27 protein-coding genes are annotated in these 22,136 nt (G+C 35.5%); 10 read left to right on the top strand and 17 right to left on the bottom strand.

Annotated features, from left to right (window positions below):
* Position 1 precedes the first annotated feature (1 nt).
* From LQE94_RS03890 to rsfS, 7 genes are all read left to right on the top strand, one after another.
* Positions 2-334 (top strand): ribosomal-processing cysteine protease Prp, encoded by a 333-nt coding sequence (locus LQE94_RS03890; protein ID WP_118723653.1) that lies wholly within the window; start codon positions 2-4, stop codon positions 332-334.
* A 5-nt stretch (positions 335-339) separates the two neighbouring features.
* Positions 340-624 carry a 50S ribosomal protein L27 gene (gene rpmA / locus LQE94_RS03885; protein WP_022075547.1) on the top strand — a complete coding sequence of 95 codons (285 nt, stop codon included), beginning with the start codon at positions 340-342 and terminating at the stop codon, positions 622-624.
* 148 nt (positions 625-772) lie between these two features.
* The gene (gene obgE / locus LQE94_RS03880; RefSeq protein WP_022075546.1) at positions 773-2,056 is read left to right on the top strand and encodes a GTPase ObgE; all 1,284 of its coding nucleotides are present in this window, start codon (positions 773-775) and stop codon (positions 2,054-2,056) included.
* 44 nt (positions 2,057-2,100) lie between these two features.
* A complete protein-coding gene (gene yhbY, locus LQE94_RS03875; RefSeq protein WP_022075545.1) occupies positions 2,101-2,391 on the top strand; it encodes a ribosome assembly RNA-binding protein YhbY in 291 nt (96 codons plus the stop codon).
* A gap of 10 nt (positions 2,392-2,401) precedes the next feature.
* Positions 2,402-3,043 carry a nicotinate-nucleotide adenylyltransferase gene (gene nadD, locus LQE94_RS03870; RefSeq protein ID WP_118737258.1) on the top strand — a complete coding sequence of 214 codons (642 nt, stop codon included), beginning with the start codon at positions 2,402-2,404 and terminating at the stop codon, positions 3,041-3,043.
* Positions 3,021-3,581, top strand: a complete 561-nt coding sequence (gene yqeK, locus LQE94_RS03865) for a bis(5'-nucleosyl)-tetraphosphatase (symmetrical) YqeK (RefSeq protein WP_240577054.1) — start codon at positions 3,021-3,023, stop codon at positions 3,579-3,581. The genes nadD and yqeK overlap by 23 nt, the downstream gene beginning before the upstream one ends.
* A gap of 21 nt (positions 3,582-3,602) precedes the next feature.
* Positions 3,603-3,953 (top strand): ribosome silencing factor, encoded by a 351-nt coding sequence (rsfS, locus tag LQE94_RS03860; RefSeq protein ID WP_240577053.1) that lies wholly within the window; start codon positions 3,603-3,605, stop codon positions 3,951-3,953.
* A 113-nt stretch (positions 3,954-4,066) separates the two neighbouring features.
* On the opposite strand, the gene lexA is transcribed toward rsfS, so the two are convergent.
* Positions 4,067-4,684 (bottom strand): transcriptional repressor LexA, encoded by a 618-nt coding sequence (lexA, locus tag LQE94_RS03855; protein ID WP_118723656.1) that lies wholly within the window; start codon positions 4,682-4,684, stop codon positions 4,067-4,069.
* A 192-nt stretch (positions 4,685-4,876) separates the two neighbouring features.
* Between lexA and yneA the strand changes: the two genes are divergently transcribed.
* A complete protein-coding gene (yneA, locus tag LQE94_RS03850) occupies positions 4,877-5,257 on the top strand; it encodes a cell division suppressor protein YneA (RefSeq protein ID WP_240577052.1) in 381 nt (126 codons plus the stop codon).
* Between the two features lie 243 nt (positions 5,258-5,500).
* Positions 5,501-6,610 (top strand): tyrosine-type recombinase/integrase, encoded by a 1,110-nt coding sequence (locus tag LQE94_RS03845; protein WP_240577051.1) that lies wholly within the window; start codon positions 5,501-5,503, stop codon positions 6,608-6,610.
* A 257-nt stretch (positions 6,611-6,867) separates the two neighbouring features.
* Here the strand turns inward: LQE94_RS03845 and LQE94_RS03840 are convergent, their stop codons facing one another.
* From LQE94_RS03840 to LQE94_RS03810, 7 genes are all read right to left on the bottom strand, one after another.
* The gene (locus tag LQE94_RS03840; protein WP_240577050.1) at positions 6,868-7,509 is read right to left on the bottom strand and encodes a cytidylate kinase-like family protein; all 642 of its coding nucleotides are present in this window, start codon (positions 7,507-7,509) and stop codon (positions 6,868-6,870) included.
* A 65-nt stretch (positions 7,510-7,574) separates the two neighbouring features.
* A complete protein-coding gene (locus LQE94_RS03835) occupies positions 7,575-8,480 on the bottom strand; it encodes an RluA family pseudouridine synthase (protein WP_022075537.1) in 906 nt (301 codons plus the stop codon).
* A gap of 95 nt (positions 8,481-8,575) precedes the next feature.
* On the bottom strand, positions 8,576-9,085 hold the full coding sequence (lspA, locus tag LQE94_RS03830) for a signal peptidase II (protein WP_022075536.1): 510 nt from the start codon (positions 9,083-9,085) through the stop codon (positions 8,576-8,578).
* Between the two features lie 16 nt (positions 9,086-9,101).
* The gene (locus tag LQE94_RS03825; protein WP_022075535.1) at positions 9,102-9,878 is read right to left on the bottom strand and encodes a YlmH family RNA-binding protein; all 777 of its coding nucleotides are present in this window, start codon (positions 9,876-9,878) and stop codon (positions 9,102-9,104) included.
* 14 nt (positions 9,879-9,892) lie between these two features.
* Positions 9,893-10,441: a cell division protein SepF gene (locus LQE94_RS03820; protein WP_022075534.1), complete on the bottom strand. Its 549-nt coding sequence runs from the start codon at positions 10,439-10,441 to the stop codon at positions 9,893-9,895.
* A gap of 62 nt (positions 10,442-10,503) precedes the next feature.
* On the bottom strand, positions 10,504-11,196 hold the full coding sequence (locus LQE94_RS03815; RefSeq protein WP_118723660.1) for a YggS family pyridoxal phosphate-dependent enzyme: 693 nt from the start codon (positions 11,194-11,196) through the stop codon (positions 10,504-10,506).
* 25 nt (positions 11,197-11,221) lie between these two features.
* Positions 11,222-12,610: an HlyD family efflux transporter periplasmic adaptor subunit gene (locus tag LQE94_RS03810; RefSeq protein WP_240577049.1), complete on the bottom strand. Its 1,389-nt coding sequence runs from the start codon at positions 12,608-12,610 to the stop codon at positions 11,222-11,224.
* A 128-nt stretch (positions 12,611-12,738) separates the two neighbouring features.
* Here LQE94_RS03810 and LQE94_RS03805 point away from each other — a divergent pair, with 128 nt between their 5' ends.
* Positions 12,739-12,942 (top strand): DUF378 domain-containing protein, encoded by a 204-nt coding sequence (locus LQE94_RS03805; RefSeq protein ID WP_117989024.1) that lies wholly within the window; start codon positions 12,739-12,741, stop codon positions 12,940-12,942.
* A gap of 244 nt (positions 12,943-13,186) precedes the next feature.
* On the opposite strand, the gene LQE94_RS03800 is transcribed toward LQE94_RS03805, so the two are convergent.
* The 9 genes from LQE94_RS03800 to LQE94_RS03760 are packed head-to-tail and all read right to left on the bottom strand — an operon-like array spanning position 13,187 to position 22,111.
* Positions 13,187-14,263, bottom strand: coding sequence for a D-alanyl-D-alanine carboxypeptidase family protein (locus tag LQE94_RS03800; protein ID WP_330638841.1), 1,077 nt, complete (start codon positions 14,261-14,263; stop codon positions 13,187-13,189).
* On the bottom strand, positions 14,247-14,642 hold the full coding sequence (locus LQE94_RS03795; protein ID WP_022075529.1) for a methylglyoxal synthase: 396 nt from the start codon (positions 14,640-14,642) through the stop codon (positions 14,247-14,249). Before LQE94_RS03795 ends, LQE94_RS03800 begins: the two co-directional genes overlap by 17 nt.
* Positions 14,643-14,658: 16 nt before the next feature.
* Positions 14,659-15,789 carry an FtsW/RodA/SpoVE family cell cycle protein gene (locus tag LQE94_RS03790; protein ID WP_118736959.1) on the bottom strand — a complete coding sequence of 377 codons (1,131 nt, stop codon included), beginning with the start codon at positions 15,787-15,789 and terminating at the stop codon, positions 14,659-14,661.
* Positions 15,790-15,799: 10 nt separating this feature from the next.
* Positions 15,800-15,994 (bottom strand): cell division topological specificity factor MinE, encoded by a 195-nt coding sequence (locus tag LQE94_RS03785; protein ID WP_022075527.1) that lies wholly within the window; start codon positions 15,992-15,994, stop codon positions 15,800-15,802.
* Between the two features lie 13 nt (positions 15,995-16,007).
* Positions 16,008-16,799 carry a septum site-determining protein MinD gene (minD, locus tag LQE94_RS03780; RefSeq protein WP_118736960.1) on the bottom strand — a complete coding sequence of 264 codons (792 nt, stop codon included), beginning with the start codon at positions 16,797-16,799 and terminating at the stop codon, positions 16,008-16,010.
* Positions 16,800-16,827: 28 nt separating this feature from the next.
* On the bottom strand, positions 16,828-19,689 hold the full coding sequence (locus tag LQE94_RS03775) for a penicillin-binding transpeptidase domain-containing protein (protein ID WP_240577048.1): 2,862 nt from the start codon (positions 19,687-19,689) through the stop codon (positions 16,828-16,830).
* Entirely contained in the window at positions 19,682-20,215 is a 534-nt protein-coding gene (gene mreD / locus LQE94_RS03770) for a rod shape-determining protein MreD (RefSeq protein WP_118723664.1), read from the bottom strand. The genes LQE94_RS03775 and mreD overlap by 8 nt, the downstream gene beginning before the upstream one ends.
* A gap of 13 nt (positions 20,216-20,228) precedes the next feature.
* Positions 20,229-21,089, bottom strand: a complete 861-nt coding sequence (gene mreC / locus LQE94_RS03765; protein ID WP_118723665.1) for a rod shape-determining protein MreC — start codon at positions 21,087-21,089, stop codon at positions 20,229-20,231.
* 2 nt (positions 21,090-21,091) lie between these two features.
* Positions 21,092-22,111 carry a rod shape-determining protein gene (locus LQE94_RS03760; RefSeq protein WP_186864916.1) on the bottom strand — a complete coding sequence of 340 codons (1,020 nt, stop codon included), beginning with the start codon at positions 22,109-22,111 and terminating at the stop codon, positions 21,092-21,094.
* Positions 22,112-22,136: the final 25 nt, after the last annotated feature.

The raw sequence follows: 22,136 nt of genomic DNA, 5'->3' as shown, positions 1-22,136 counted from the left end.
TATGATTAATGTAACTATTTATGTGGATGAAAAGCAGACATATACAGGGTTTGATGTGATTGGACATGCAGGATATGATGAATATGGTCATGATATCGTATGTGCCGCTGCGTCAGTATTAATTATTAATACATTAAACTCGATTGAATCCTTTACAGAGGATGAAACAAGTTGTGTTAGTGATGAAGATACAGGTAATATCGAATTTCGTTTTACAAAAACTCCTGGACATGATGCTCAACTGTTGATGAAATCCATGGTTCTCGGTTTACAGAGCATGGAAGAAGATGACAGTTACAAGCCATATATTGATATTATTTTCGAGGAGGTGTAACTACCATGATGAAATTAAACCTTCAGTTTTTTGCTCATAAAAAAGGAGTTGGTTCTACAAAGAACGGTCGTGACTCCGAGGCTAAGAGATTAGGTGCCAAAAGAGCTGACGGACAGTTTGTAAAAGCTGGTAACATCCTGTACAGACAGCGCGGAACTAAGATTCACCCAGGTGTGAATGTTGGACGTGGAGGAGATGATACTCTCTTCGCACTGGTTGACGGTGTTGTTAGATTTGAAAGAAAAGGAAGAGATAAGAAACAGGTTTCTATCTATCCAGTAGCTGAATAATCATCAGTTCATGAAGGCAGGAAGTATTTCCTGCCTTTTTTCTCTGCCAGAAATCTTTTTATATATCAAAAAGTATTTTCTTGCAGATACTATATATAAGTATGTTACACTGATATTAAATAACCCAAAAATAAGAGAGGTGATCGCGATGTTTGCAGATAGAGCAAAAATTATGATTCGCTCTGGAAAAGGCGGAAATGGTCATGTAAGTTTCCGACGCGAATTATATGTAGCAAATGGTGGCCCAGACGGCGGCGATGGTGGAAAAGGCGGAGATTTAATTTTTGAAGTAGATGAAGGATTAAATACGCTTTATGATTATCGTCACAAAAGAAAATTTGCAGCCGGTGATGGTGAAGAAGGTGGAAAACGCCGTTGCCACGGAAAAGATGGTAAAGATGTTGTATTAAAAGTTCCAGAAGGAACTGTAATCAAAGAAGCAAATACAGGTAAGGTTGTTGCAGATATGTCAGGTGAAAATCGTCGCCAGATTATCTTAAAAGGCGGAAAAGGCGGACTAGGTAATCAGCATTTTGCAACAGCTACTATGCAGGTTCCTAAATATGCACAGCCAGGACAGCCTGCTATGGAAATGGAAGTAACATTAGAATTAAAAGTAATCGCAGATGTTGGGTTGATTGGATTTCCTAATGTTGGAAAATCAACTCTTCTTTCCCGAGTAACAAATGCTGATCCTAAGATAGCAAATTATCATTTCACAACATTAAATCCAAATCTCGGAGTGGTTGACCTTCCAAACGGAAAAGGATTTGTTATGGCAGATATTCCTGGTCTGATTGAAGGTGCTTCCGAAGGTGTCGGGTTAGGACATGAATTTTTACGTCATATTGAACGTACAAAAATGATGATCCACGTTGTTGATGCTGCCGGAATTGAAGGTCGAAATCCAATTGAAGATATTTATAAAATCAACGCAGAATTGGAAGCTTATAACCCTGAAATTGCAAAGCGCCCACAAGTAATTGCAGCAAACAAAACAGATTTAATCTACTCAGAAGATGAAGACCCGGTTGAACTTTTAAAAGCAGAATTTGAACCAAAGGGAATCAAAGTATTTCCAATTTCCGGAGTATCCGGAAAAGGTATTCAGGAATTGTTGTATTATGTAAGCGAGGAACTTCAGAAGATTGGAACTGAAACAGTTATTTTTGAGCAGGAATTCTTCCCTGAAGATGAACTTATTTATGAAGAACTTCCATACACTGTCGAAAAAGTGGATGATATGTATGTGGTTGAAGGCCCTAAAATTGAAAAAATGCTTGGATATACGAACTTGGATTCAGAGAAAGGTTTTGCATTCTTCCAACGTTTCTTAAAAGATACCGGTATCCTTGAAAAACTTGAAGCTGCCGGAATAGAAGAGGGCGATACTGTAAAAATGTATGGTCTGCAATTTGACTATTATAAATAAAAGGAACCCGTAATTGATATAATAAAATTAATAGGAGAATAAAAATGACATCAAAACAGAGAGCTTATTTAAAAGGTCTTGCTATGACAATTGATCCGATTTTTCAGATTGGTAAATCCAGTATGAACCCTGGACTTACGCAGGCAATTTCAGAAGCTTTAGACGCCAGAGAATTGATTAAAATCAGTGTGTTACAAAACTGTGCTGATGATCCACGTGAATTAGCTGAGATGGTTGCTGAACGTACACACGCTCAAATCGTACAGGTAATCGGAAAGAAAATTGTTCTTTATAAAGAAGGAAAAGACAACAAGAAAAAAATTGTTTTACCATAGGTGATAACGGATGAAAATAGGAATTATGGGTGGAACCTTTGATCCAATTCACATTGGACATTTACTGCTTGGCGAATTTGCCTATGAAGATTTTGGACTAGATGAAATATGGTTTCTTCCAAATGGAAATCCACCACACAAAAAAGCTGAAGACATGAAAGATGCATTACGACATCGTATAGAAATGGTTCGCCGTGCAATTCAAAATATACCTTATTTTAAAATTTGTTTGCATGAAGCAAATGAAAGCTTGCACTCTTATACTTATAAGACAATGCAGGAATTAAATGAATTATATCCGGAAGATGATTTCTACTTTATTCTTGGAGCAGATTCATTGTTTACAATCGAACACTGGAGATATTTTGAGGAAATATTTCCTACTTGTACAATTTTAGCTGCTATGCGTGATGATAAAGACATTGAAGATATGCGTATGCAAATCAATTATTTGAAACAAATATATGGGGCTAAAATACAATTATTACAGGCCCCACTTCTTGAAATCTCTTCAACGGTTATACGAAAACGTGCAGCAAAAGGATTAAGTGTACACTTCATGGTTCCTGATGCCGTAGATGAATACATCAAAGAAAACAGATTGTATGTTACAAAAGGGAAAAACAAAAATGGATTTAGACAAGATAAGTAAAAAATTAGAGAAGAAATTAAAACCTGACCGTTATCGTCATACAAAGGGTGTTATGTATACCGCAGCTGCCATGGCAATGCGTTACGAACAAGATATTCAAGAAGCAATGCTTGCCGGATTGTTGCATGATTGTGGAAAATTTACTTCTTCTGAAGAACAGGTCGAGCTATGTAAAAAATATAAAATTGAATTATCGGAGGCAGAATTACAAGTTCTTCCTTTAATTCATGCAAAGCTCGGAGCCTATCTTGCAAAAGAAAAATATAAAGTGGATAATGAACGTGTAATTAACGCTATCCTTTATCACACTACCGGACGCCCAAATATGACTATGCTGGATAAAATCATTTATTTATCGGATTATATTGAACCAGGAAGAAAAATGATTCCTGGTCTTACCGAAGTAAGAAAAGAAGCATTTACAGATATTGACCATGCAGTAAGTTTATGTGCCAAAAATACATTAGAATACTTAAAATGGCAGAAAAGACCAATCGATCCGATGACAGCAAAAACATATGAGTATTATTCAAAATAATGCGTTAAAGGGAGGCAGACAATGGAACAGGCAAGAAAAATGGTAAAAATCGCATATCAGGCTTTAGATGAAAAAAAAGGTGAAGATATTAAGATTATCAATCTGGAAGGAATTTCTGTCTTAGCAGACTATTTTATCATTGCAAATGGTACAAACTCCAGCCAGGTCCAGGCATTGGTTGATAATGTGGAAGAAGAGCTTCACAAAGCAGGATATTCCTTAAAACAACGAGAAGGATACAGCAATGGGAACTGGGTACTTCTTGATTTCGGCGATCTTATCGTTCATATATTTGATCGTGAAAATCGTCTTTTCTATGATTTAGAAAGAATCTGGAGAGATGGAAAAGAAATCACTTTTGATGAGTTATAAGAGATGAAAATAAAGGTTACACCTTAATGCTATTTTAGTAACATTGAGGTGTAACCTTTTATTAATAAATAATATGTATCATAAGTAAAGAAAGTCTTTTGTCTTCTAAAACTCTACTTAAAGAATCGGAACACACCAATCACTTTGCCAAGAATAGTACAATCCTTCACAATAATCGGATCCATAAAATCATTCTCCGGCTGCAAACGAATGATTCCCTCTTCACGATAGAACGTCTTTACTGTAGCACCATCATCTATTAATGCGACTACCTTATCTCCATTATCCGCTGTCTGTTGCTGTTGTACGAGGATATAATCACCATTTAAGATTCCTGCATTAATCATACTTTCCCCTTGTACTTGTAACAGAAAAGTCTGTTTATTAGGCATCATCTCTGCCGGAATCGGAAAATAATTCTCAATATTCTGCTGTGCAAGTAATGGCTCACCTGCGGCAACACGACCGATTATCGGTACATTGACCATCTCACGTCTGGTCAAATTAAATGTATCATCTAAAATTTCAATTGCACGTGGCTTCGTCGGATCTCTATGTATGTATCCGTTCTTCTCCAATGTCTCAAGGTGAGAGTGTACTGAGGACGTAGACTTTAAATTAACTGCCTCGCAAATTTCACGAACTGCAGGTGGAAATCCACGCTCCAGAATCTGTGATTTGATATATTCTAAAATTTCTTCTTGCTTTTTACTGATTTTTCCCTGTGCCATACGAATCCCCTCCCGGCTGTTTTACTATTTTTATAGTATCATAGGAAAAGTGAAATAGCAAACATTTGTTGCGAAAATATGTTCGAATATTATAGCAAACCTCATTGACAAACATATGTTCGTGCCGTATACTATATTTATAACCAGAACAGATGTTCTTTATAGTTTTAATAAATAGGAGAGTGCAGCGTTATGAAAAGAAAAAATATAAACAAACGACATAATCGCAACAGATTAAAAGGAAATATTTTATCCATTATAACAGCATTTTTATTAGTTTCTGTTTGCTGGGTTGGATTTGGCAGTGTAATCTCATCAGCAAAGGATTCAGATATTGCTGTTTCAAAAAATCAGATGCTTTATAAAAGTATTACAATTCATGAGAATGATACATTATGGAGTATTGCAGAACAATATAAACCTGAAAGTTATAGCGTTGATAGATATATTAAAGAACTGAAGGAATTAAATCATCTGCAAAGTGATCAGATATACACTGGTAACAAATTAATCATTATATATGATGCAATGTATCACATAAATGCAAACGGAATCCAAATTGTTTCCAGATAAAAACTTTATATTAGATAGAACTTTTAGTAGTGCATATAGACATATAGATAAGAACATAAGGACATGTTTAAGTAAAATTCAAACATGATTCCATATGTTCTTTTTGTTTTATAGAAAAAGAGTACTAAGTTATCGCAATTCAATCTATACGACAAATACCGATTTTTCCAATAGATGTAGACAAAATATATTTAATATGTTATATTCTAACTATATTACTATCAATAAGGGGTTTTAAACATTATGAAAGAATCAGAACTTGAAACTCAAAATACACCAACTTTTATTGAAAACACTGCTGAAAAATCTTACCACGAACAAACTTATATCGATAATACATTGAGACTGCGTGAAATATTAAAAACGCTTCCTTCTTTTGCCAAAGATTATTTCCGGGCAATTGAACCAACCACGTCTGCTAAGACAAGAATATCTTATGCATATGATATACGCGTGTTTTTCCGCTTTTTAATGGAAAATAATCCACTATATAAGAATTACTCCGTCGATCAGTTTGAAACGTCCGATTTAGAGCGATTAGAGCCTGTGGACATTGAAGAATATCTTGAGTTTCTAAAAGTTTATAAAAATGACGAAGAAAAACAGATTACAAATACTGAAAATGGACTTTCGCGTAAAATGTCAGCTTTACGAAGTTTTTATAGTTATTATTTTAAACATCAAATGATTTCTAAAAATCCGACATTGTTCGTAGATATGCCAAAATTACACGAGAAGGCAATTGTTCGACTTGATACAGATGAAATTGCACTTTTACTCGATTTTGTTGAACACGGCGATGACAAATTAAGTGGACAGAAAAAAGCTTACTATGAAAAAACAAAAAATCGAGATCTTGCAATTATTACATTATTATTAGGAACAGGTATTCGTGTTTCTGAATGCGTTGGCTTAGATATACAAGACGTAGATTTTAAGAATAACGGAGTTAAAGTCATCCGCAAAGGCGGTAATCAAATGGTTGTATATTTTGGTAAAGAAGTCGAATATGCATTAAAGAACTATCTGTATACAACAAGAAAAACTGTAACTCCTCTTCCTGGTAATGAAAATGCACTATTTCTGTCTACTCAGAGAAAACGTATGGGGGTTCAGGCTGTTGAAAATATGGTTAAAAAATATGCCCGCCAGATAACTCCTAACAAAAAAATCACCCCTCATAAATTGCGAAGCACTTATGGCACTGCATTATACAAAGAAACCGGAGATATTTATCTTGTTGCAGATGTTTTAGGACATAAAGATGTAAACACTACGAAAAAGCATTATGCGGCAATTGATGAGGATAGACGCCGTCAGGCTGCATCAGCTGTAAAATTACGAGAAGAATAATATAAAAGTGGAAGAAACTGGAGCATCTGCTATCCTATCTTCCACTTTTATTATCTCAGTCGAGAAGACTCCCACCTCTTTTAGGTGGTGAGTAACAGCAAATTTATCTCAGTGGGAGTACAATCTCCGACTGAGATAAACGCTCCGCGAGGATGCGCAGTGATTCTGTAAAGAATGTGTCAGCTTACGCTGACCAGAATCACGCGCCAAGTCTCGCGGCTGCTCGACTTGAATTTAATATTCTTTACATTATAAAATTAGATTTGTTTATCAGAAATACCTTCCTTAAACAGTACATATTGTTCGATTGCTTTAGCTGTTCCTTCTATGCCAAGCTTTGAGCTGTTCAAGCATAATTCATAACTATCCGCATCGCCCCAACGCTTGTTTGTATAATAGTTATAATAACTTGCTCTCTTCTTGTCTGTCTTTACGATACGATCTTTTGCTTTATTGGCAGGTAAATCATAAATTCGACTAATACGGGAAATTCTTGCCTCCAAATCTGCATGAATAAATACACTGACTACATTATCATAAGCTTCCAACGCATAATCTGCGCAACGACCAACCAAAATGCAAGGACCTTCGTCTGCAATCTTCTTAATCGTATCAAACTGTGCAAGGAATACTTTATGATTGAGCGGCATATCATTATATGCGCTTCCAGCATACCCCATAGAATATGTATCCATTACGAGTGAATAGAGAAAGCTATTTGTTGGCTTCTCATCGTGAGTTTCAAAAATCTCTTCACAGATACCGCTTTCCTTTGCAGCTCTGGCGAGCATTTCTTTATCATAAAGTTTGATTCCGAAATCCTCAGCAATCTTATAACCAATCTCTCTTCCAGCGCTTCCATACTGTCTTCCAATTGTAATAATCGTATTTGTTTTCATACTAGCCACGCTCCTTTACGCTGTATTGATGCACGAACTCATCTATACTCTTTATTATATTCGTTCTAATGCATTTTTTCAAGTAAAGCCTGAAAATAATCTGGTAGTGGTGCATCGAATTCCATATATTCACCGGTTGTTGGATGTGTGATTCCAAGTACCTTCGCGTGTAATGTCTGTCCCTGCAATTTATAAGGACATTTTGCAGGTCCATATATCTGATCCCCTAAAATCGGATGCCCGATACTAGACATATGCACGCGTATCTGATGTGTTCGTCCGGTTTCCAACTGACATTCAATATAAGTAAATTGCTGAAATCTTTTCAGAACACGATAATGCGTAATTGCTTCTCTTCCGTTAGTACAGTGAACACTCATTTTTTTTCGGTCTATCGGATGGCGACCGATCGGTTTGTCAATGGTTCCCTCATCTTCTTTTAATCTTCCATGAACAATAGCGTGATATTTTCTTGTAATAGAATGTTCTTTAAGCTGCTCTGCAAGAGCCTGATGCGCACGGTCATTTTTGCATATCAATAAAGAGCCGGTTGTATCCATATCTATCCTATGAACAATACCAGGACGCATAACACCGTTAATTCCTGATAAATTATCCTTACAATGGTACATGATTGCATTTACCAGCGTTCCTGTATAATGTCCGGGTGCAGGATGTACTACCATACCTTTTGGTTTGTTTACTACAAGGATATCCTGATCTTCATATAAAATATCCAAAGGAATATTTTCCGGAAGGATATCCGGTTCTTTCAATTCTGGAATTTCCACTTCAATCTGATCAGAAGCTGAAAGTTTAAAATTTGATTTCACAGCCATTCCATTTACCCGCACCATATTTTCCTTGATTAATTTTTGAATATGTGAACGAGTCATATCTTCAAGCTGTTCTGACAAATATTTATCGATACGTTCTCCGCCCTTTTCAATTGTAAAGAACAATTTCTCCATACTTCTTTATCTCCAATCTACTACAATAATTCTGTAAATATAGAAAGTGACATTACAAAATGTAATGCCATCTTTATATGAACTCTGATTATTTTTTATTTTCTGCTTACCCATGCAAAATCTTCATCTTTATAATAAAATAAGACAAGAATCGCAAAGAGCACACAAGCTACTACAACATAACAATCCGCTACATTAAAAATCGGAAAATCGATTAAACTAAAATAGAAAAAATCAATAACATAATTGAGTCGAATTCGATCAATCATATTCCCAATTGCGCCGGCACAAACTAAAACTGCACAAAAGCGAAGCCAAAAATAACGTGACATATGCGGTATTTTTCCATACAAATAACCGATTGCAATTAAAACAATACTTGCACCGATTAAAAATATAATCTGTTTGTTCTGCAACATTCCAAATGCTGCACCTCGATTTTCAAGATAATGCAACTCGAAAACGTTTGGAATTATTGTAATACTGTCTTTTCCCTTCAAATTGTGTACTACAAGCCATTTTGTAATCTGGTCAATAAAAATAGCTATTACACACCAGATCACAGCATACATATAGCTTTGAAAAGTTTTATTTTTATTCTGCATAATACAAGCTCCTAAACTATACATATTTATGTATTAAGACATAAATTCTTTTTTTCTTTGTAAAAGCAAGTGTTTCTATAAACTCAAATTTCCCCATTCCTCGAACAGAAATAATATCATGCTCTTTTACTTGATATGCATTAGAAGTAATCAAACGCCCGTTTACAAAAACTTTTCCACCTTCTATAAGACCTGATAATTTACTTCTGGAAGACGAGAATGCAACCGATAAAAGGCTGTCCAAACGCACTGATGCTACAGTGCCTTTTATTTCTTCATAACGCGGGCTGTAGTGAAAATCCGTTAATTCATCAATTGTTGCTAATACTGACGTATGACGGATGCGAGTTATATTTTCTGTTAAAAACTCCTGCATCTGCATCTTTACAAATACAATTGCCTCGGAATCAGTAATAAGAATATCTCCAATCATCCCTCGTTCTATTCCTAAATTTAAAATAGACCCCAGATAATCTCTATGACTCAAAGCTTCACTGTATTTCTTATTTAAAGGAGAAATATGTAGAACCGATATTTCTGATTGAAAAATATCTGAATCTTTAATATCACGCAAAGAAAGAGCATCAGGTATAAATGCTGCCATCTGACGCTCTGCAAAATCATATCCTCCAAAAACTATAAGCCCAGTGTAAAGCCTGTCTTTCGGAATTGAATGTAAAATATTCTGTTCATTCAAATTCAAAAAATCTGAATATGTAATAATATTACGATGATATGCCTGTCTGGATAAATCAATAAAATGCTTTTCCAGAAGCTGTTCTTCTTTTTGCATCTTGTTCTGCCTTATTAAAATCTGCCTCTCACAGCGGATGTCTCCATAGAACCGCTAAGTAAATCCTGTAAATCACCTGTAATGTCAACATTTGTAGGTGTTACAAGGAAAATATAATTTGAAATTTTCTGAAGATTTCCACTGATTGCAAAAGTAGCACCGGAAATAAAATCAATAATTCTCTGTGCAATCTCAAGATCCAGCCCCTCTAAATTCAAGATAACTGTACGTCCTGCAAGTAAAGTCTCTGTAATCTCTCGGGAATCATCTACGGAAGTAGGTTTTACTACACATACTTCCATGCTTGCTCCACGTTTGGATGCAGGCTGACGCATTGGTGTTACTTTACTGCTTGCTGCAGGTGTAAATTTATTCTCGATATCTTCTCCAGCATCAAAATCTTCAAATTCAGGTTCTTTATTAGTATGTTTCTTTCCAAAGAATGAACGATGAGGTTTTTCTTCTTCATAGTCATCGTCATACATCTCATCCTCATCATAGAAATCATCATCATAATCATCATTTAATTTCATGATGTCCAGAAACTTATCAAACACTCCCATGTTTACACTCCTTCTTGTGCGATATACACAACATATTTTTATACATTACTTTCTTTATATTCTTATATATTATAATTTCTTGCACCAAAAATCCCTGTTCCAACGCGAACCATTGTGGCACCTTCTTCGATTGCAACAGCATAATCATTGGTCATTCCCATAGAAAGTATGCTCACATTAACATTATCAATGTTTTTTGCGTTAATGTCAACAGATAATTTGCGTAAATTCGTGAAAATTTCACGATTTTCTTCAGAATTTTCTACAAAAGGCGCAATTGTCATCAGTCCACATACTCGAATATGTGGAAAAACAGAAATTTTTTCTATAAAAGGAATTACCTCTTCCATTTTCAGTCCGAATTTACTTTCCTCTTCTGCTACATTGACCTCTACTAGAATATTTGCAATCAAATTTTTTTTAGCAGCTTCTTTTTCAATTGTCTCTGCAAGCTTCATAGAATCCACAGAATGAATCAAGTCAACTTTATCAATGATATACTTTACTTTATTAGTCTGTAAATGTCCAATCATATGCCAGTGAATGTCCTTTGGCAGTGCCTCGTATTTTTCAGTTAATTCTTGAACTTTGTTTTCGCCAAACACCCGTACTCCCAGGTTATATGCTTCCTGAAGCACTGAAATAGGCTTTGTTTTACTGACTGCGATCAAAGTTACGTCCTCTCGTGAGCGTGAAACTTTGTCACAAGCCTGTTGGATATTTTGTTCTACTTCATTTAATTGTTCTTTCAACATTATGAAAACCTCCATATATCTTTTCTTACTGAAATACTACTTCATTTTCTGTAACAGAGTGCCCGTCTTGAACAATATGATCATAATTGCTCAAGCCATAATCTGTACCTTCTTGAATGATATAATAATCATCGTTTTCGCAAAGGATTTGTATTGTCTTAAATATGGCATATCCTTTATTAATACAAAAGACTCCTTTTAAAGCTCTTTGATCACCTAAGGAATATGTTTCCTGAGTTCCGGACTCCCCTGTCTTAATCAGAACTGTTCCAGATTCAAAAGCTTCCGGATTTAGATAAACAGTTCCATCCGCTTCTGTATAATAAATATCTACAGTTTGATATTTTACAGAGTCACCATCTTGTATCATCACTCCCTGTGAAGAACTGTTTCCGCTTGTCGTCAGGTACTCGCCCGGAATTGTATAAAATAATTTTTCAATCACTGCACTTTTAGGTATTTTCAACCCACTCTGATCATCCAGAATCAATTCTACAGACAAAAATCTACTATTAGAATATTGAATCATTGCACTATCATAAGTTAAATGCCCATAATAGTCGTCCCCTTTTCTGACAATTGCTAAATCTGCCCAAATGGTATCGTTATTCTTATTAATCCTCGTTTTGACATACTGAATGCCTGCAAGACTGGCTGCTGTTTTTTTATCTAGTTGTATATAAACATCCCAGTTTTCGTCCGTAACAACTTTATATACTGGATCACCGGCCTTTATTTTTGTCTGATCTGTCAATTGTGTAGACTCATAATTACTTCTGTCAAAATTTTTATTATTAAGAGTATCTTCTGTCAAATTTTCGTAACCATCTACATTTAACACAAGTATTCCATCTGAATCACTTGGATATGTAGCAATGACATCTGAATTTCCGGCAATTACCGCATCTAACTGTGAGGTTTTTGACTGATTCGCAGCACCATGCAATGCCGAATTAATTTCTGTTTTTAATGAATAAACAGATGAAAAATGTCCATTCGTATAGCTTTCATTAAAATCCTGTATTTTGTAAATAAGATTATTTTGCTCTTCATTTGTAAGCGTGGTGCCTTCTGTATCATTTCCACTTGGAATATTTAACTTATTATGGGATAATACATAAATATTATTACCTTTTCGAAGCTTGGAATTTTCATCTTGAAAATAATTCACATAACCACTTGCATCTGCATAAAATACTTTCTCTTTTCTAATCACAAGTCCGGTATAGGAATTATCTTTTACAATGCTTCCCTCGCGTACTTCATATACAGATATTCTTTTTGCGGTTGCATATGTAAAAATTGTAACAACAAGATAAATAAAAATAAACGCAAAAAGAACAATTCCTATATTCATTTCCTGTTTATTTTTATAATGTCGGATATTAATTGTTTTCTTTACTTTTCGTTTCAATTCAGACTCCTCAAATGAAATCCTTTAAATTTATTCTTCATTAACTTGTCTAGTATAACATTTTTTTATGTATATTTCCAGCGTTTCAACAAATAATAAGAGTATTGATTGGAAAAGGAGGAATTTAAATGAAATGGTTTGATAACACGTCTTTGACACTTGTAATCATTGGCGCACTAAACTGGTTATTAATCGGAATTTTCCGTTTTGACTTGGTTGCATTCTTATTTGGAAATATGAGCTGGCTTTCTCGTATTATTTATACACTCGTAGGATTATGTGGGCTCTATCTGATTAGTCTGTATGGAAGAATAGAAAATACATCAGAATAATATTTTAGAATATTACATTAAAAAAGATGCGGATTAAATATAATTCCGCATCTTTGCTATATTTAATTCAAGTCGAACGTCCGTGAGACTTGGCGCGTGATTCTGGTCAGCGAAGCTGACATATTCCTATCAGAATCACTGCGCATCCTCGCGGAGCGTTTATCTCAGTCGGAGATTGGACTCCCACTGAGACAAATTTGTTATTACTCACCACCTGAAGAGGTGGGAGTCTTCTCAACTGAGATTAATTTTCTGATGATTTTGTTCCAACTCCTGCAGCAAGTAGTGCTGTCATATCATCGTAAAGAATTGTCTTTGTATCTGCTCCCATTATTACAGATATGTAAGGATTTGATTCCATATCCTGATTATATAAAATAACACAAGACCCTGCTTCATCAGTTGTACCTGTTTTACCTCCAAGTACATTCACACCCTCTGGCGGAGTTGCTTCTCCGGCCGAATAATAATTAGTAGGAATCCACTCTGTTGTCCACTGATCTCCATCAGCAGATGTAATCGTTGCAGAGTAGGATTTCTGGGAAATAATATCAATAAATGTTGGATTCTTCGAGCATGCATTAAACATTAAATAAAGGTCATAAGCTGTTGTATACTGTTGTGGATCATGAAGCCCATGTGGATTAACAAAATTCGTATTAGTTGCTCCTAAAGCCTTCGCCTCTTCATTCATTTTCTGAACAAAAGCTTCTACACTTCCACCAACATGTTCTGCTATTGCCAATGCTGCATCATTGCCTGAATAAAGTAACAGACCATTCATTAAATCATACATTGACACCTGATCACCTGCTTCAAATCCGCAAACTTGTGCATCTGCGTCCAAATTCACAGCATTTTCACTTATTGTAACAACATCATCAAGATTTCCATATTTTAGAGCAACATAAGCAGTCATAACTTTTGTTGTACTAGCCGGATATAACTGTGTATGAATATTGTCTGCATAAAGTACTGTATTATTTTTAATATCGAATAAACCGGCAGCCCCCAAAGAATCGTCATCTGCATATCCTTCCAATGAGACATTGTTTGAAGTTACACATAAATCTTTTGCAAATGTATCTCCTTTATATAGGCTTTTATTATAATTTTTCGTCTCATAATCAATTACATAATCTTTCTTAGATTCTGAATGGATTAAATATGCAATTCCTATAGCCGTCAGACATAAAATAAGAATAACCAATACGGTTACTACCTGCTGTTGTCTTCGTCTTCTTTTTCGCAACGCCTTTCTTCGTCTTGCTGCATCATAAGAATTCTGTGTCTGTTTTTTGTTTTTATTTGTACATTTCACGCCAATCCAAATCTCCTCTGTCTAATGCAAGAATCAAAGCCTCTGCAGTGGCAATGTTTGTTGCAATTGGTATGTTATAGATATCGCACAACTTTACAATATCGTTGACATCCGGTTCATGAGAACGTGATGTCAATGGATCTCTAAAGAAAATAAGTAAATCCATATCATTATGTTCAATCTGTGCCCCTAACATCTGTTTTCCGCCTAAATGTCCAGGAAGATATTTATGGATTGTTAGGTTTGTAACATTCTCAACCAACGTACCTGTTGTTTCCGTTGCATACAGATTATGTTTACTCAATATTCCTCGGTATGCAATACAGAAATTCTGCATAAGTTTCTTTTTTGCATCATGTGCTACTAATCCGATATTCATTACAAGTTCACTCCTCTTACTGGTATTTATTCTGTTGAAGTCCAACATTAAGAACAAGTCCGATTCCTATATAGAAACAGACGACCGAAGTCTGTCCGTAGCTGACAAACGGAAGCGAAATTCCGGTATTTGGGAATAGCATTGTTGCTACACTGATATTAATAAAACTTTGGATACCAATCAATGCAGCTACTCCGGAACAAATGAGCTTTCCACTTACGTCTTTCGTCCTCATTCCAACAGAAATACAACTGATTACTATTAATAATAGCAAAATAATGACGCTACAACAACCCACAAATCCTAATTCTTCACCAATAATTGCAAAAATAAAATCTGTTTGAGGCTCTGAAATAAAATTTCCATTTTTAACAGAGGTTGTCGCATCGCTGTTATAGCCTTTACCGGTTAGTTGTCCTGACCCAATTGCCATAACAGAATTTAGTTGCTGATATGCTTCATCCGATTCATATTTCTCTGGCTCCAGCCATGCAAGAATTCGGTTTTGCTGATATCCATGAAGTAATGGTTGATTTGGCTGTATGACAATCACAAACAAAATCACTGCTATTGGAACTACGATTGCCAATACTGTTCCTATAAATTTGTAACTCAAACCGCCTACAAACATCAATACACAGAACAATAAGCCCAGACAGATGGTGTTTGATAAGTTAGGCTGCTCGTAAATCAATGCTAAAGACGGAAGGATAAGTGCAACGCCCTGGATGATCGTCCACTTATCATTGATTACCCGATGTCGTTTCTTTAAAAATTGTGCATAGAATAAAATCATTAAAATTTTAGTCAGATCAGATGGCTGAAATTGAATAAATCCTAAATTCAACCATCTGGTTGCACCATTTGCCTCAACACCGAATAAAAGCACTGCTACAAGTAATACTAAATTAACGATGTATAATAACCAGTAAAATTTTAATATCCACTCATAATCAATCAATGAAACAATCACCATCGCAACAAATCCAATAAGTACTCCAAGTAGTTGTTTAAATTGATATGAATCTTTTGCGCTTCCTACAACAAAAATTCCAACAATAGATATTGCAAGAACAAGTGCAATTAAAATAAAATTATAATCTTGTATATGATATTGCTGTTTAAGCTTTTTAATAAAAAATTTCACTTTTTTTCTCCTATAGTTTTATATGTATATCTGATCTTGAAATTTCGATATCCAACTGTTCTGGTTTAATATCAATATATTTAGAAATTGCAATATATATATCATTTGACATTTTCTCTACTATATCAGGTGTACATTTCATTCTATCGGCTACAACTAATGACCGTACTCTTTCTTTTGCAATCTCAACAGATGGCACACTCATATATTGCAGCCTCCTAATTTTTTACAAATATATGTTTAAAACGGGAAAGGATTCCTTCTGGTCTGTTAAAATCCGGTATTTGTATCTCTTCACCTAAAATTCGCTGACAAATATTACTATATGCCTTCCCTGCAACGCCGGACTCCCCAATTACAGCTTCCCCCTGATTTGTTGCAATTACAACCTGCTCATCGTCCGGAATTACTCCTAGAAGCGGAATTGCCAGAATTTCTGTCACGTCTTCGACTGACATCATATCGCCTCTTCGTACCATGTCAACGCGAAGCTTATTGATCAGTAACTCTTTTTTTGCAATTCCGTTCGCTTCTAGAAGACCTATAATACGATCTGCATCACGGATAGCGGAAACTTCCGGGGTGGTTACAACAATTGCTCTGTTAGCACCCGCAATTGCATTTTTAAATCCTTGTTCAATCCCTGCAGGACAATCAAGTAAAATGTAATCAAATTCCATCTTTAATTCACTGATCAGCTTTCGCATTTGTTCCGGTGACACCGCTGACTTATCTTTTGTCTGTGCCGAAGGAAGTAAATATAACTCTGGAAAACGCTTGTCCTTGATCAATGCCTGCTTCATCCTACATCCACCTGAGATTACATCTACCAGATTATATACAATACGATTTTCCAATCCCATGACAACATCAAGATTCCGAAGTCCTAAGTCTGTATCAATGACTACAACCTTCTTGCCCTTTGATGCAAGCCCTATTCCGATATTTGCTGTCGTTGTTGTTTTACCAACACCGCCTTTTCCTGATGTAATGACAATTACCTCACCCATTCTTGTCAATCCTCCTGCAATTTATTTCTTAATCTCCCGCTATCGCTGTTCCGAGACCTGCAGCATGTCCTGTAACCAGTTCTGCCTTATCTGTCAAGTTAAATTTTGCACGCACAATATCTCTGCCGATTTCTGCCGCATAAGAAGAACTATATCCATTCGCAATACGAATAGCAAGTGCAATTTCAGGTTTTTCTGCCGGAGCAAATCCGACAAATAGTGCATGGTCAGGATGTACGGTACTTTGCTGTGCTGTACCTGTTTTTCCAGCCATCGAAAAATCAAGTCCGCTAAATGTTGCATCATATTGTACCATACTGATCATTCCTTGATGTACAAGATCCCAGGAATTAGACGATATCTCATCCATGGTATTTACAACAGTTGGCTCATATTCTTTAATAATTTTTCCATTTGAATCTGTTGTTTTATCTATTAATGTAAGCTTATATACTGTTCCTCGATTTGCCACTGTCGCAACATAACGATTCAACTGACTTACTGTATAGTTATTTGTACCTTGTCCAATTGCAGACTGTACAGCATATTGGTCCGAAATCTGCGGTTCCGACTCTGGTATTTCCAATCCACTTGTTTCGCCAAGCCCAAATTCTTTTGCATATTTTGCAAGCTTTTCTACTCCAAGATCACTGTCATAATTTCCTTCTGCATCTGTTCCCAGTTCATATCCGACTTCATAGAAAAAGTTATTACATGACACTTTAAGTGCATCGACGATTGTCAAATCTCCATGTGCATTTGGATATGCCCAACATTTCGGACTTGGTGTTACCTTGTCAAAAATTCCGGAACAATTTAAGTATGTGCTTCCGGTTATTACGCCTTCCGTCAGTCCTGCAATAGAAGAAACCATCTTATAAGTAGATCCCGGTGCTGTTTTTTCCTGAGTTGCATTATTATAAAATGGTCTGGAAAGTCCGGTTACCAGCTGATTGTAATAAGCTGAATCCATTGTGTTAGCCAGACGATTGTTATCATAGCCCGGATAAGATACACATGCCAGGACTTCACCGGTATTGGGATCGCTCACCACCGCAGAACCTGTACATGGTTCTAGAGCCAACTGGCCCGGAGTAATCTCCAGATTTTGAATTTTGCTATACAACCAAGAATACGAATCAACTGTTCCTGAACGCAAACCATTGTAAGCAGCTTCATCCATAGGAAGTACTCCCTGTTCATATACAATTGCACAAATCTGCGCTCCGCTGATTCCACTTGATTTTATAAGATATTTATAGAGAAGTTTGTCGAAATTTATATCTGAACTCAAATAATCTTGTAAATATCTTAAAATTGCCTGATACACCTCAGATGCATCTGAATATTTTTCAGAGGAAATATAGTTACTAAGCTTTGAACTATCAACCCAGTTTTTTGAAATCGCATAGTTCAAATATTGATTTAATGTGATTGTTTCCTGTTTTGCCCATGCCTGATATGTTTCATCTGATGTATCAATTGAATCTGCGACAAGAATGCCTGACTTATCTCGCAGTACTTGTTCTATATAATCTTCATATGCTTTCATTTCGTCCGGAAGATCTTTATATGCTGTTCCACCATTTAATTCATTTATAATACTTTCAATAGCAGCCGTTTTTTTCGCTGCAAACACAGCATATACTTCCTGTTCTGTCTGTCCTGCATTAGCTGCTGAGAAATGAGCTTCATCAATGATTTCATTTGCAATAAAAGCATTATAGGCATCATCTACCGGAATAATGATTTCTTTGGAATCGTCTACTGTACTAGGATCATAATTCATAACATTACGAAGTTTTGACAATACAATACCCGCTATTTTTTCTTCAAGCAGCTGATATGTTTCTTCTTGCAAGTCCTTATCTATTGTCAAATAAACGTCATTTCCTGCACCTGGTTCTTTGTAACTTACAACGTCAGTTACTTTTCCCACACTGTCCACGTAAAAAGTTTTACTTCCTTTTGCGCCCTGTAATGTCTGGTCAAGTGTCTGCTCCAATCCTGATTTACCAACAATGTCAGATAATGAATATTTCTTTTTTGATTTTTTATCCAAAGAATCATATTCATCCTGTGATATTTTTCCTGTATACCCAATAATAGATGCAAAATATTTGCTGTCAGTATATCGACGTAATGATTCTTCTTCTATATTGACGCCTTCTAACATATCCAGATTTTCCATGATTGCTGCCGCAGTCTCATCACTGACGTCTGAAGCAAGAACAGTTGGAATATACTTCTGAAAACTGTTCAAATTGATTGCATAACGCAAATTTACCAATTTTAGTATGTGAGCCTTATCCTCACTCGTATCATCAATACCATATCCATAAATATCATCTGTACATAGATAGTGCATTAAATCATCCGGTGTTGCATTCTTTTGTTTTTCAGTCAAGTCATCTACATATGTTTTGCCATAGACATCTGCTATAAAACGAAGTCTTGAAGTTTCATCTGTCTTTGAGAATTGATAGTTTCCGGCTGAATCCAGAACAATTCCAAAATCACTGATAACAGAATCTCCATGTGCTTCAACAATATTAATCACATTTTCCAATGTCTGGTTTAATGTCGTATTTCGATTCTCGTCAGATGGAATATCATCCTCCAGTGTAACAGAATATGCAAGTTCATTATATGCAAGTAAATTTCCATTTCTGTCATAGATGTTTCCACGTGTACCTGCAATCTCTCTTGTTTTTCGAATCTGGAGTTTATAGTTGCTGAGATAATACTCGCCTTTTACAATTTGAAGATAAAATAGTCTACCTATAAGAACCGCAGAAAGTATAATAAATAACAGAATCAATATAAATAATCTGGACTCTACTAACTGATGTCCCTTTTCTTTTATACGCTTTATGAATCGCTTAAACAAACTTACTTGCACTCCTTTTTTCTTCTGCTTCTAATTTATGGTTTATAAAAAGTATCAATGGATATAAGCCGATAGTAACGGCTATAGTATAAATAAGTTCCGGAATAATTATATGGTTTAAATAATATAAGAAATTAAATTCACTACGCAACATAAACATAAATAAATAAACTGTAATACCGTAGAAAAGTTCACTTCCTGCAATCAGGCAAAGTGGCAGCTTAATATTGTCATCATAATACATTTTCTGAAACATTCCATTAATATATCCAACAATAAGATAGATCAATGCGTAAAATCCAAGCATTGTACCAAATTGAATATCAATCAATAATCCGGAGAAAAATCCAAGGAACATGCCTTCTTTTGGTCCACGCATAAACCCGATAGATGCTGTTATAATTAGCAGCAGATTCGGTTTTATGGACGCAAGTGTTAGTTTTTGAAACACTGTACACTGTAAAAGATAAGATATAAATAAAATGACGACCATTACAATAAATCGTTTGATTTTATTTTTTTTCATATTGCCTGCCCCTTTACTTATTTTCTGTAATAGATGATTTTTTTGTTGTAATTACAAGAACTTCTTGAAGATTTTTAAAATCAACCGCCGGAGTAATATAGCCGGAACGAGTCAGATTATTAGAATCTACATTCACTTCACTTACATATCCGATCAAAATTCCCTGTAAGTATTTGTCGCTTATATACGATGTAACAATCTGTTCTCCTACATTAATTGTATTATCGTTATTTTCCATCTGTTCAAATCGTATTTTACCATCACTCATTAAAGAAAGGTCTCCTTCTACAATGCATCGGTCAGATGTAGATAAAACCATGGCACTTACGTTGCTAGAATCATCTATTATCGCACGTACCTTTGACCATGTCGGACCTGTTTCTGTAACAATACCTACAAGACCGGTTCCGGCAATTACATTCATATTTTTCTCAATTCCATCCTTGCTTCCTTTATCTATTGTAAATGTACTGAACCAATTTCCGGAATCCTTTCCAATAACATGTGCTCCCACTTTTTCGTATTCAGCGTAATTCTGATCAAGTTTATAAAGTGCCTGCAAACGTTCCAATTCGTATTTATCTTCTTGCAGATTATTATTTTCTGTAATGAGATCATTCACCTGTTCTTTTAGTTTTTTGTTCTCTGTCTGAACCTCTTTTAGTGTTTTAAAGTTGTCATTCATGTCACCAAGCCATCCACCGATATGGTTGATTCCTTGTTGCATCGGAATCACCGTGACATTCGCCATAACTTTAAAAGGTCCGCGTACTTTGTCCGCAAATGTAGACAGCACCATAAGTAAAATACATACTAAGGCCAATCCAAACAGCCAATATCGATTTTTATGAGAATTTTTTTTTGTTTTCTTCATAATTATTCTAACCACCTATACCCTTTGTCTAACATTGAATATGTCAAGCGTCCATATCTCTTTTTGTCCTGAATAATCTCTCTTAATCCATTCATGCTGCACAATTCCGGATAATCTACTGTAGACACGCGCACGCCAACGCTTTCTTCAAGATATTCTGCAATTCCTCTTAAATTTGCCATCCCACCGGTAAGATAAATTCCGTTTTTTTTCAATTCTCTGAGAACGTCCGGTGGGATTCGTTGTATCATTGTCTGAATTGCATCAACGCAATCATCCATCTGTTCTTTGAGAGCGGCTCTGACTAACCCTATTGAGATATCTGTACGCTGTGGAAGTCCAAGGATTAAATTCCTTCCGGCAATCTGCATTTTAGATTTCGTATCTTCGCTAAATATTCCAAATGTCCTGCGTAATTGCTCAGCAGTTTTTCTTCCTATCAGAAAATCGCGGTTTCGTCTTACTAAATTAATGATTTCCTGATCAAATTGTTCTCCTCCAAACTTTAACAGACGATTCATTACAATACCACCATATGCAAGAACACTTAATTCCATCGTTCCTCCACCCATGTTTAATATCATAACTCCACCTGTCTGATATACATCTATTTTACAACCTATTGCATCTGCGATTCCACGCTCTACAACTGAAACAGACTTTGCTCGTGCAGAAGAATGATACACTAAATCGTAAAAAGCTCTTTTTTCAACCTCTGTTATATCAGTTGGAATTGCAATCACATATTCACTTCCGAAAAATTGTCTTTTTCTTAGAAGATTCTCTAAAAGATTCTGCATGTCACAAAAACGAGCAATTACGCCTCCCTGCATAGGAAATAGTACCTCAATATTTTGAGGTGCCTTCTCGTACATAGCGTACGCTTCATCTCCCACTGCAAATATCTCTGTTTGATTTTTAGTTGCAATTGCACTTTTTTCTTTCCAGATTTCATCTTTTCTTTCATCATATACTTTAATTTCGTAAGTGCCCAAATCCAGTCCGTAAATATTTCCGGCCATTATTTATCCTTCCCCTAAATTTAAA

It is taken from the genome of Mediterraneibacter sp. NSJ-151 (assembly GCF_022487435.1).
GTDB lineage: Bacteria > Bacillota > Clostridia > Lachnospirales > Lachnospiraceae > Schaedlerella > Schaedlerella hominis.
The sequence above is the reverse complement of the archived record's forward strand: the minus strand, read 5'-3'. Positions and strand labels throughout refer to the sequence as shown.

Bases quoted from the DNA above. Each gene is read 5' to 3' on its own strand.
- LQE94_RS03890 (WP_118723653.1), top strand. From the start codon at position 2: ATGATTAATGTAACTATTTATGTGGATGAAAAGCAGACATATACAGGG.
- LQE94_RS03795 (WP_022075529.1), bottom strand. From the start codon at position 14,642: ATGAATATCGGATTAGTAGCACATGATGCAAAAAAGAAACTTATGCAG.
- LQE94_RS03835 (WP_022075537.1), bottom strand. From the start codon at position 8,480: ATGGAGAAATTGTTCTTTACAATTGAAAAGGGCGGAGAACGTATCGAT.
- nadD (WP_118737258.1), top strand. From the start codon at position 2,402: ATGAAAATAGGAATTATGGGTGGAACCTTTGATCCAATTCACATTGGA.
- yqeK (WP_240577054.1), top strand. From the start codon at position 3,021: ATGGATTTAGACAAGATAAGTAAAAAATTAGAGAAGAAATTAAAACCT.
- mreC (WP_118723665.1), bottom strand. From the start codon at position 21,089: ATGAAGAAAACAAAAAAAAATTCTCATAAAAATCGATATTGGCTGTTT.
- LQE94_RS03840 (WP_240577050.1), bottom strand. From the start codon at position 7,509: ATGAAAACAAATACGATTATTACAATTGGAAGACAGTATGGAAGCGCT.
- LQE94_RS03845 (WP_240577051.1), top strand. From the start codon at position 5,501: ATGAAAGAATCAGAACTTGAAACTCAAAATACACCAACTTTTATTGAA.
- LQE94_RS03815 (WP_118723660.1), bottom strand. From the start codon at position 11,196: ATGTTGAAAGAACAATTAAATGAAGTAGAACAAAATATCCAACAGGCT.
- rpmA (WP_022075547.1), top strand. From the start codon at position 340: ATGATGAAATTAAACCTTCAGTTTTTTGCTCATAAAAAAGGAGTTGGT.
- rsfS (WP_240577053.1), top strand. From the start codon at position 3,603: ATGGAACAGGCAAGAAAAATGGTAAAAATCGCATATCAGGCTTTAGAT.
- mreD (WP_118723664.1), bottom strand. From the start codon at position 20,215: ATGAAAAAAAATAAAATCAAACGATTTATTGTAATGGTCGTCATTTTA.
- minD (WP_118736960.1), bottom strand. From the start codon at position 16,799: ATGGGTGAGGTAATTGTCATTACATCAGGAAAAGGCGGTGTTGGTAAA.
- lspA (WP_022075536.1), bottom strand. From the start codon at position 9,085: ATGCAGAATAAAAATAAAACTTTTCAAAGCTATATGTATGCTGTGATC.
- obgE (WP_022075546.1), top strand. From the start codon at position 773: ATGTTTGCAGATAGAGCAAAAATTATGATTCGCTCTGGAAAAGGCGGA.
- LQE94_RS03820 (WP_022075534.1), bottom strand. From the start codon at position 10,441: ATGGGAGTGTTTGATAAGTTTCTGGACATCATGAAATTAAATGATGAT.
- LQE94_RS03825 (WP_022075535.1), bottom strand. From the start codon at position 9,878: ATGCAAAAAGAAGAACAGCTTCTGGAAAAGCATTTTATTGATTTATCC.
- LQE94_RS03785 (WP_022075527.1), bottom strand. From the start codon at position 15,994: ATGAGTGTGCCATCTGTTGAGATTGCAAAAGAAAGAGTACGGTCATTA.
- yhbY (WP_022075545.1), top strand. From the start codon at position 2,101: ATGACATCAAAACAGAGAGCTTATTTAAAAGGTCTTGCTATGACAATT.
- yneA (WP_240577052.1), top strand. From the start codon at position 4,877: ATGAAAAGAAAAAATATAAACAAACGACATAATCGCAACAGATTAAAA.
- LQE94_RS03760 (WP_186864916.1), bottom strand. From the start codon at position 22,111: ATGGCCGGAAATATTTACGGACTGGATTTGGGCACTTACGAAATTAAA.
- LQE94_RS03805 (WP_117989024.1), top strand. From the start codon at position 12,739: ATGAAATGGTTTGATAACACGTCTTTGACACTTGTAATCATTGGCGCA.
- lexA (WP_118723656.1), bottom strand. From the start codon at position 4,684: ATGGCACAGGGAAAAATCAGTAAAAAGCAAGAAGAAATTTTAGAATAT.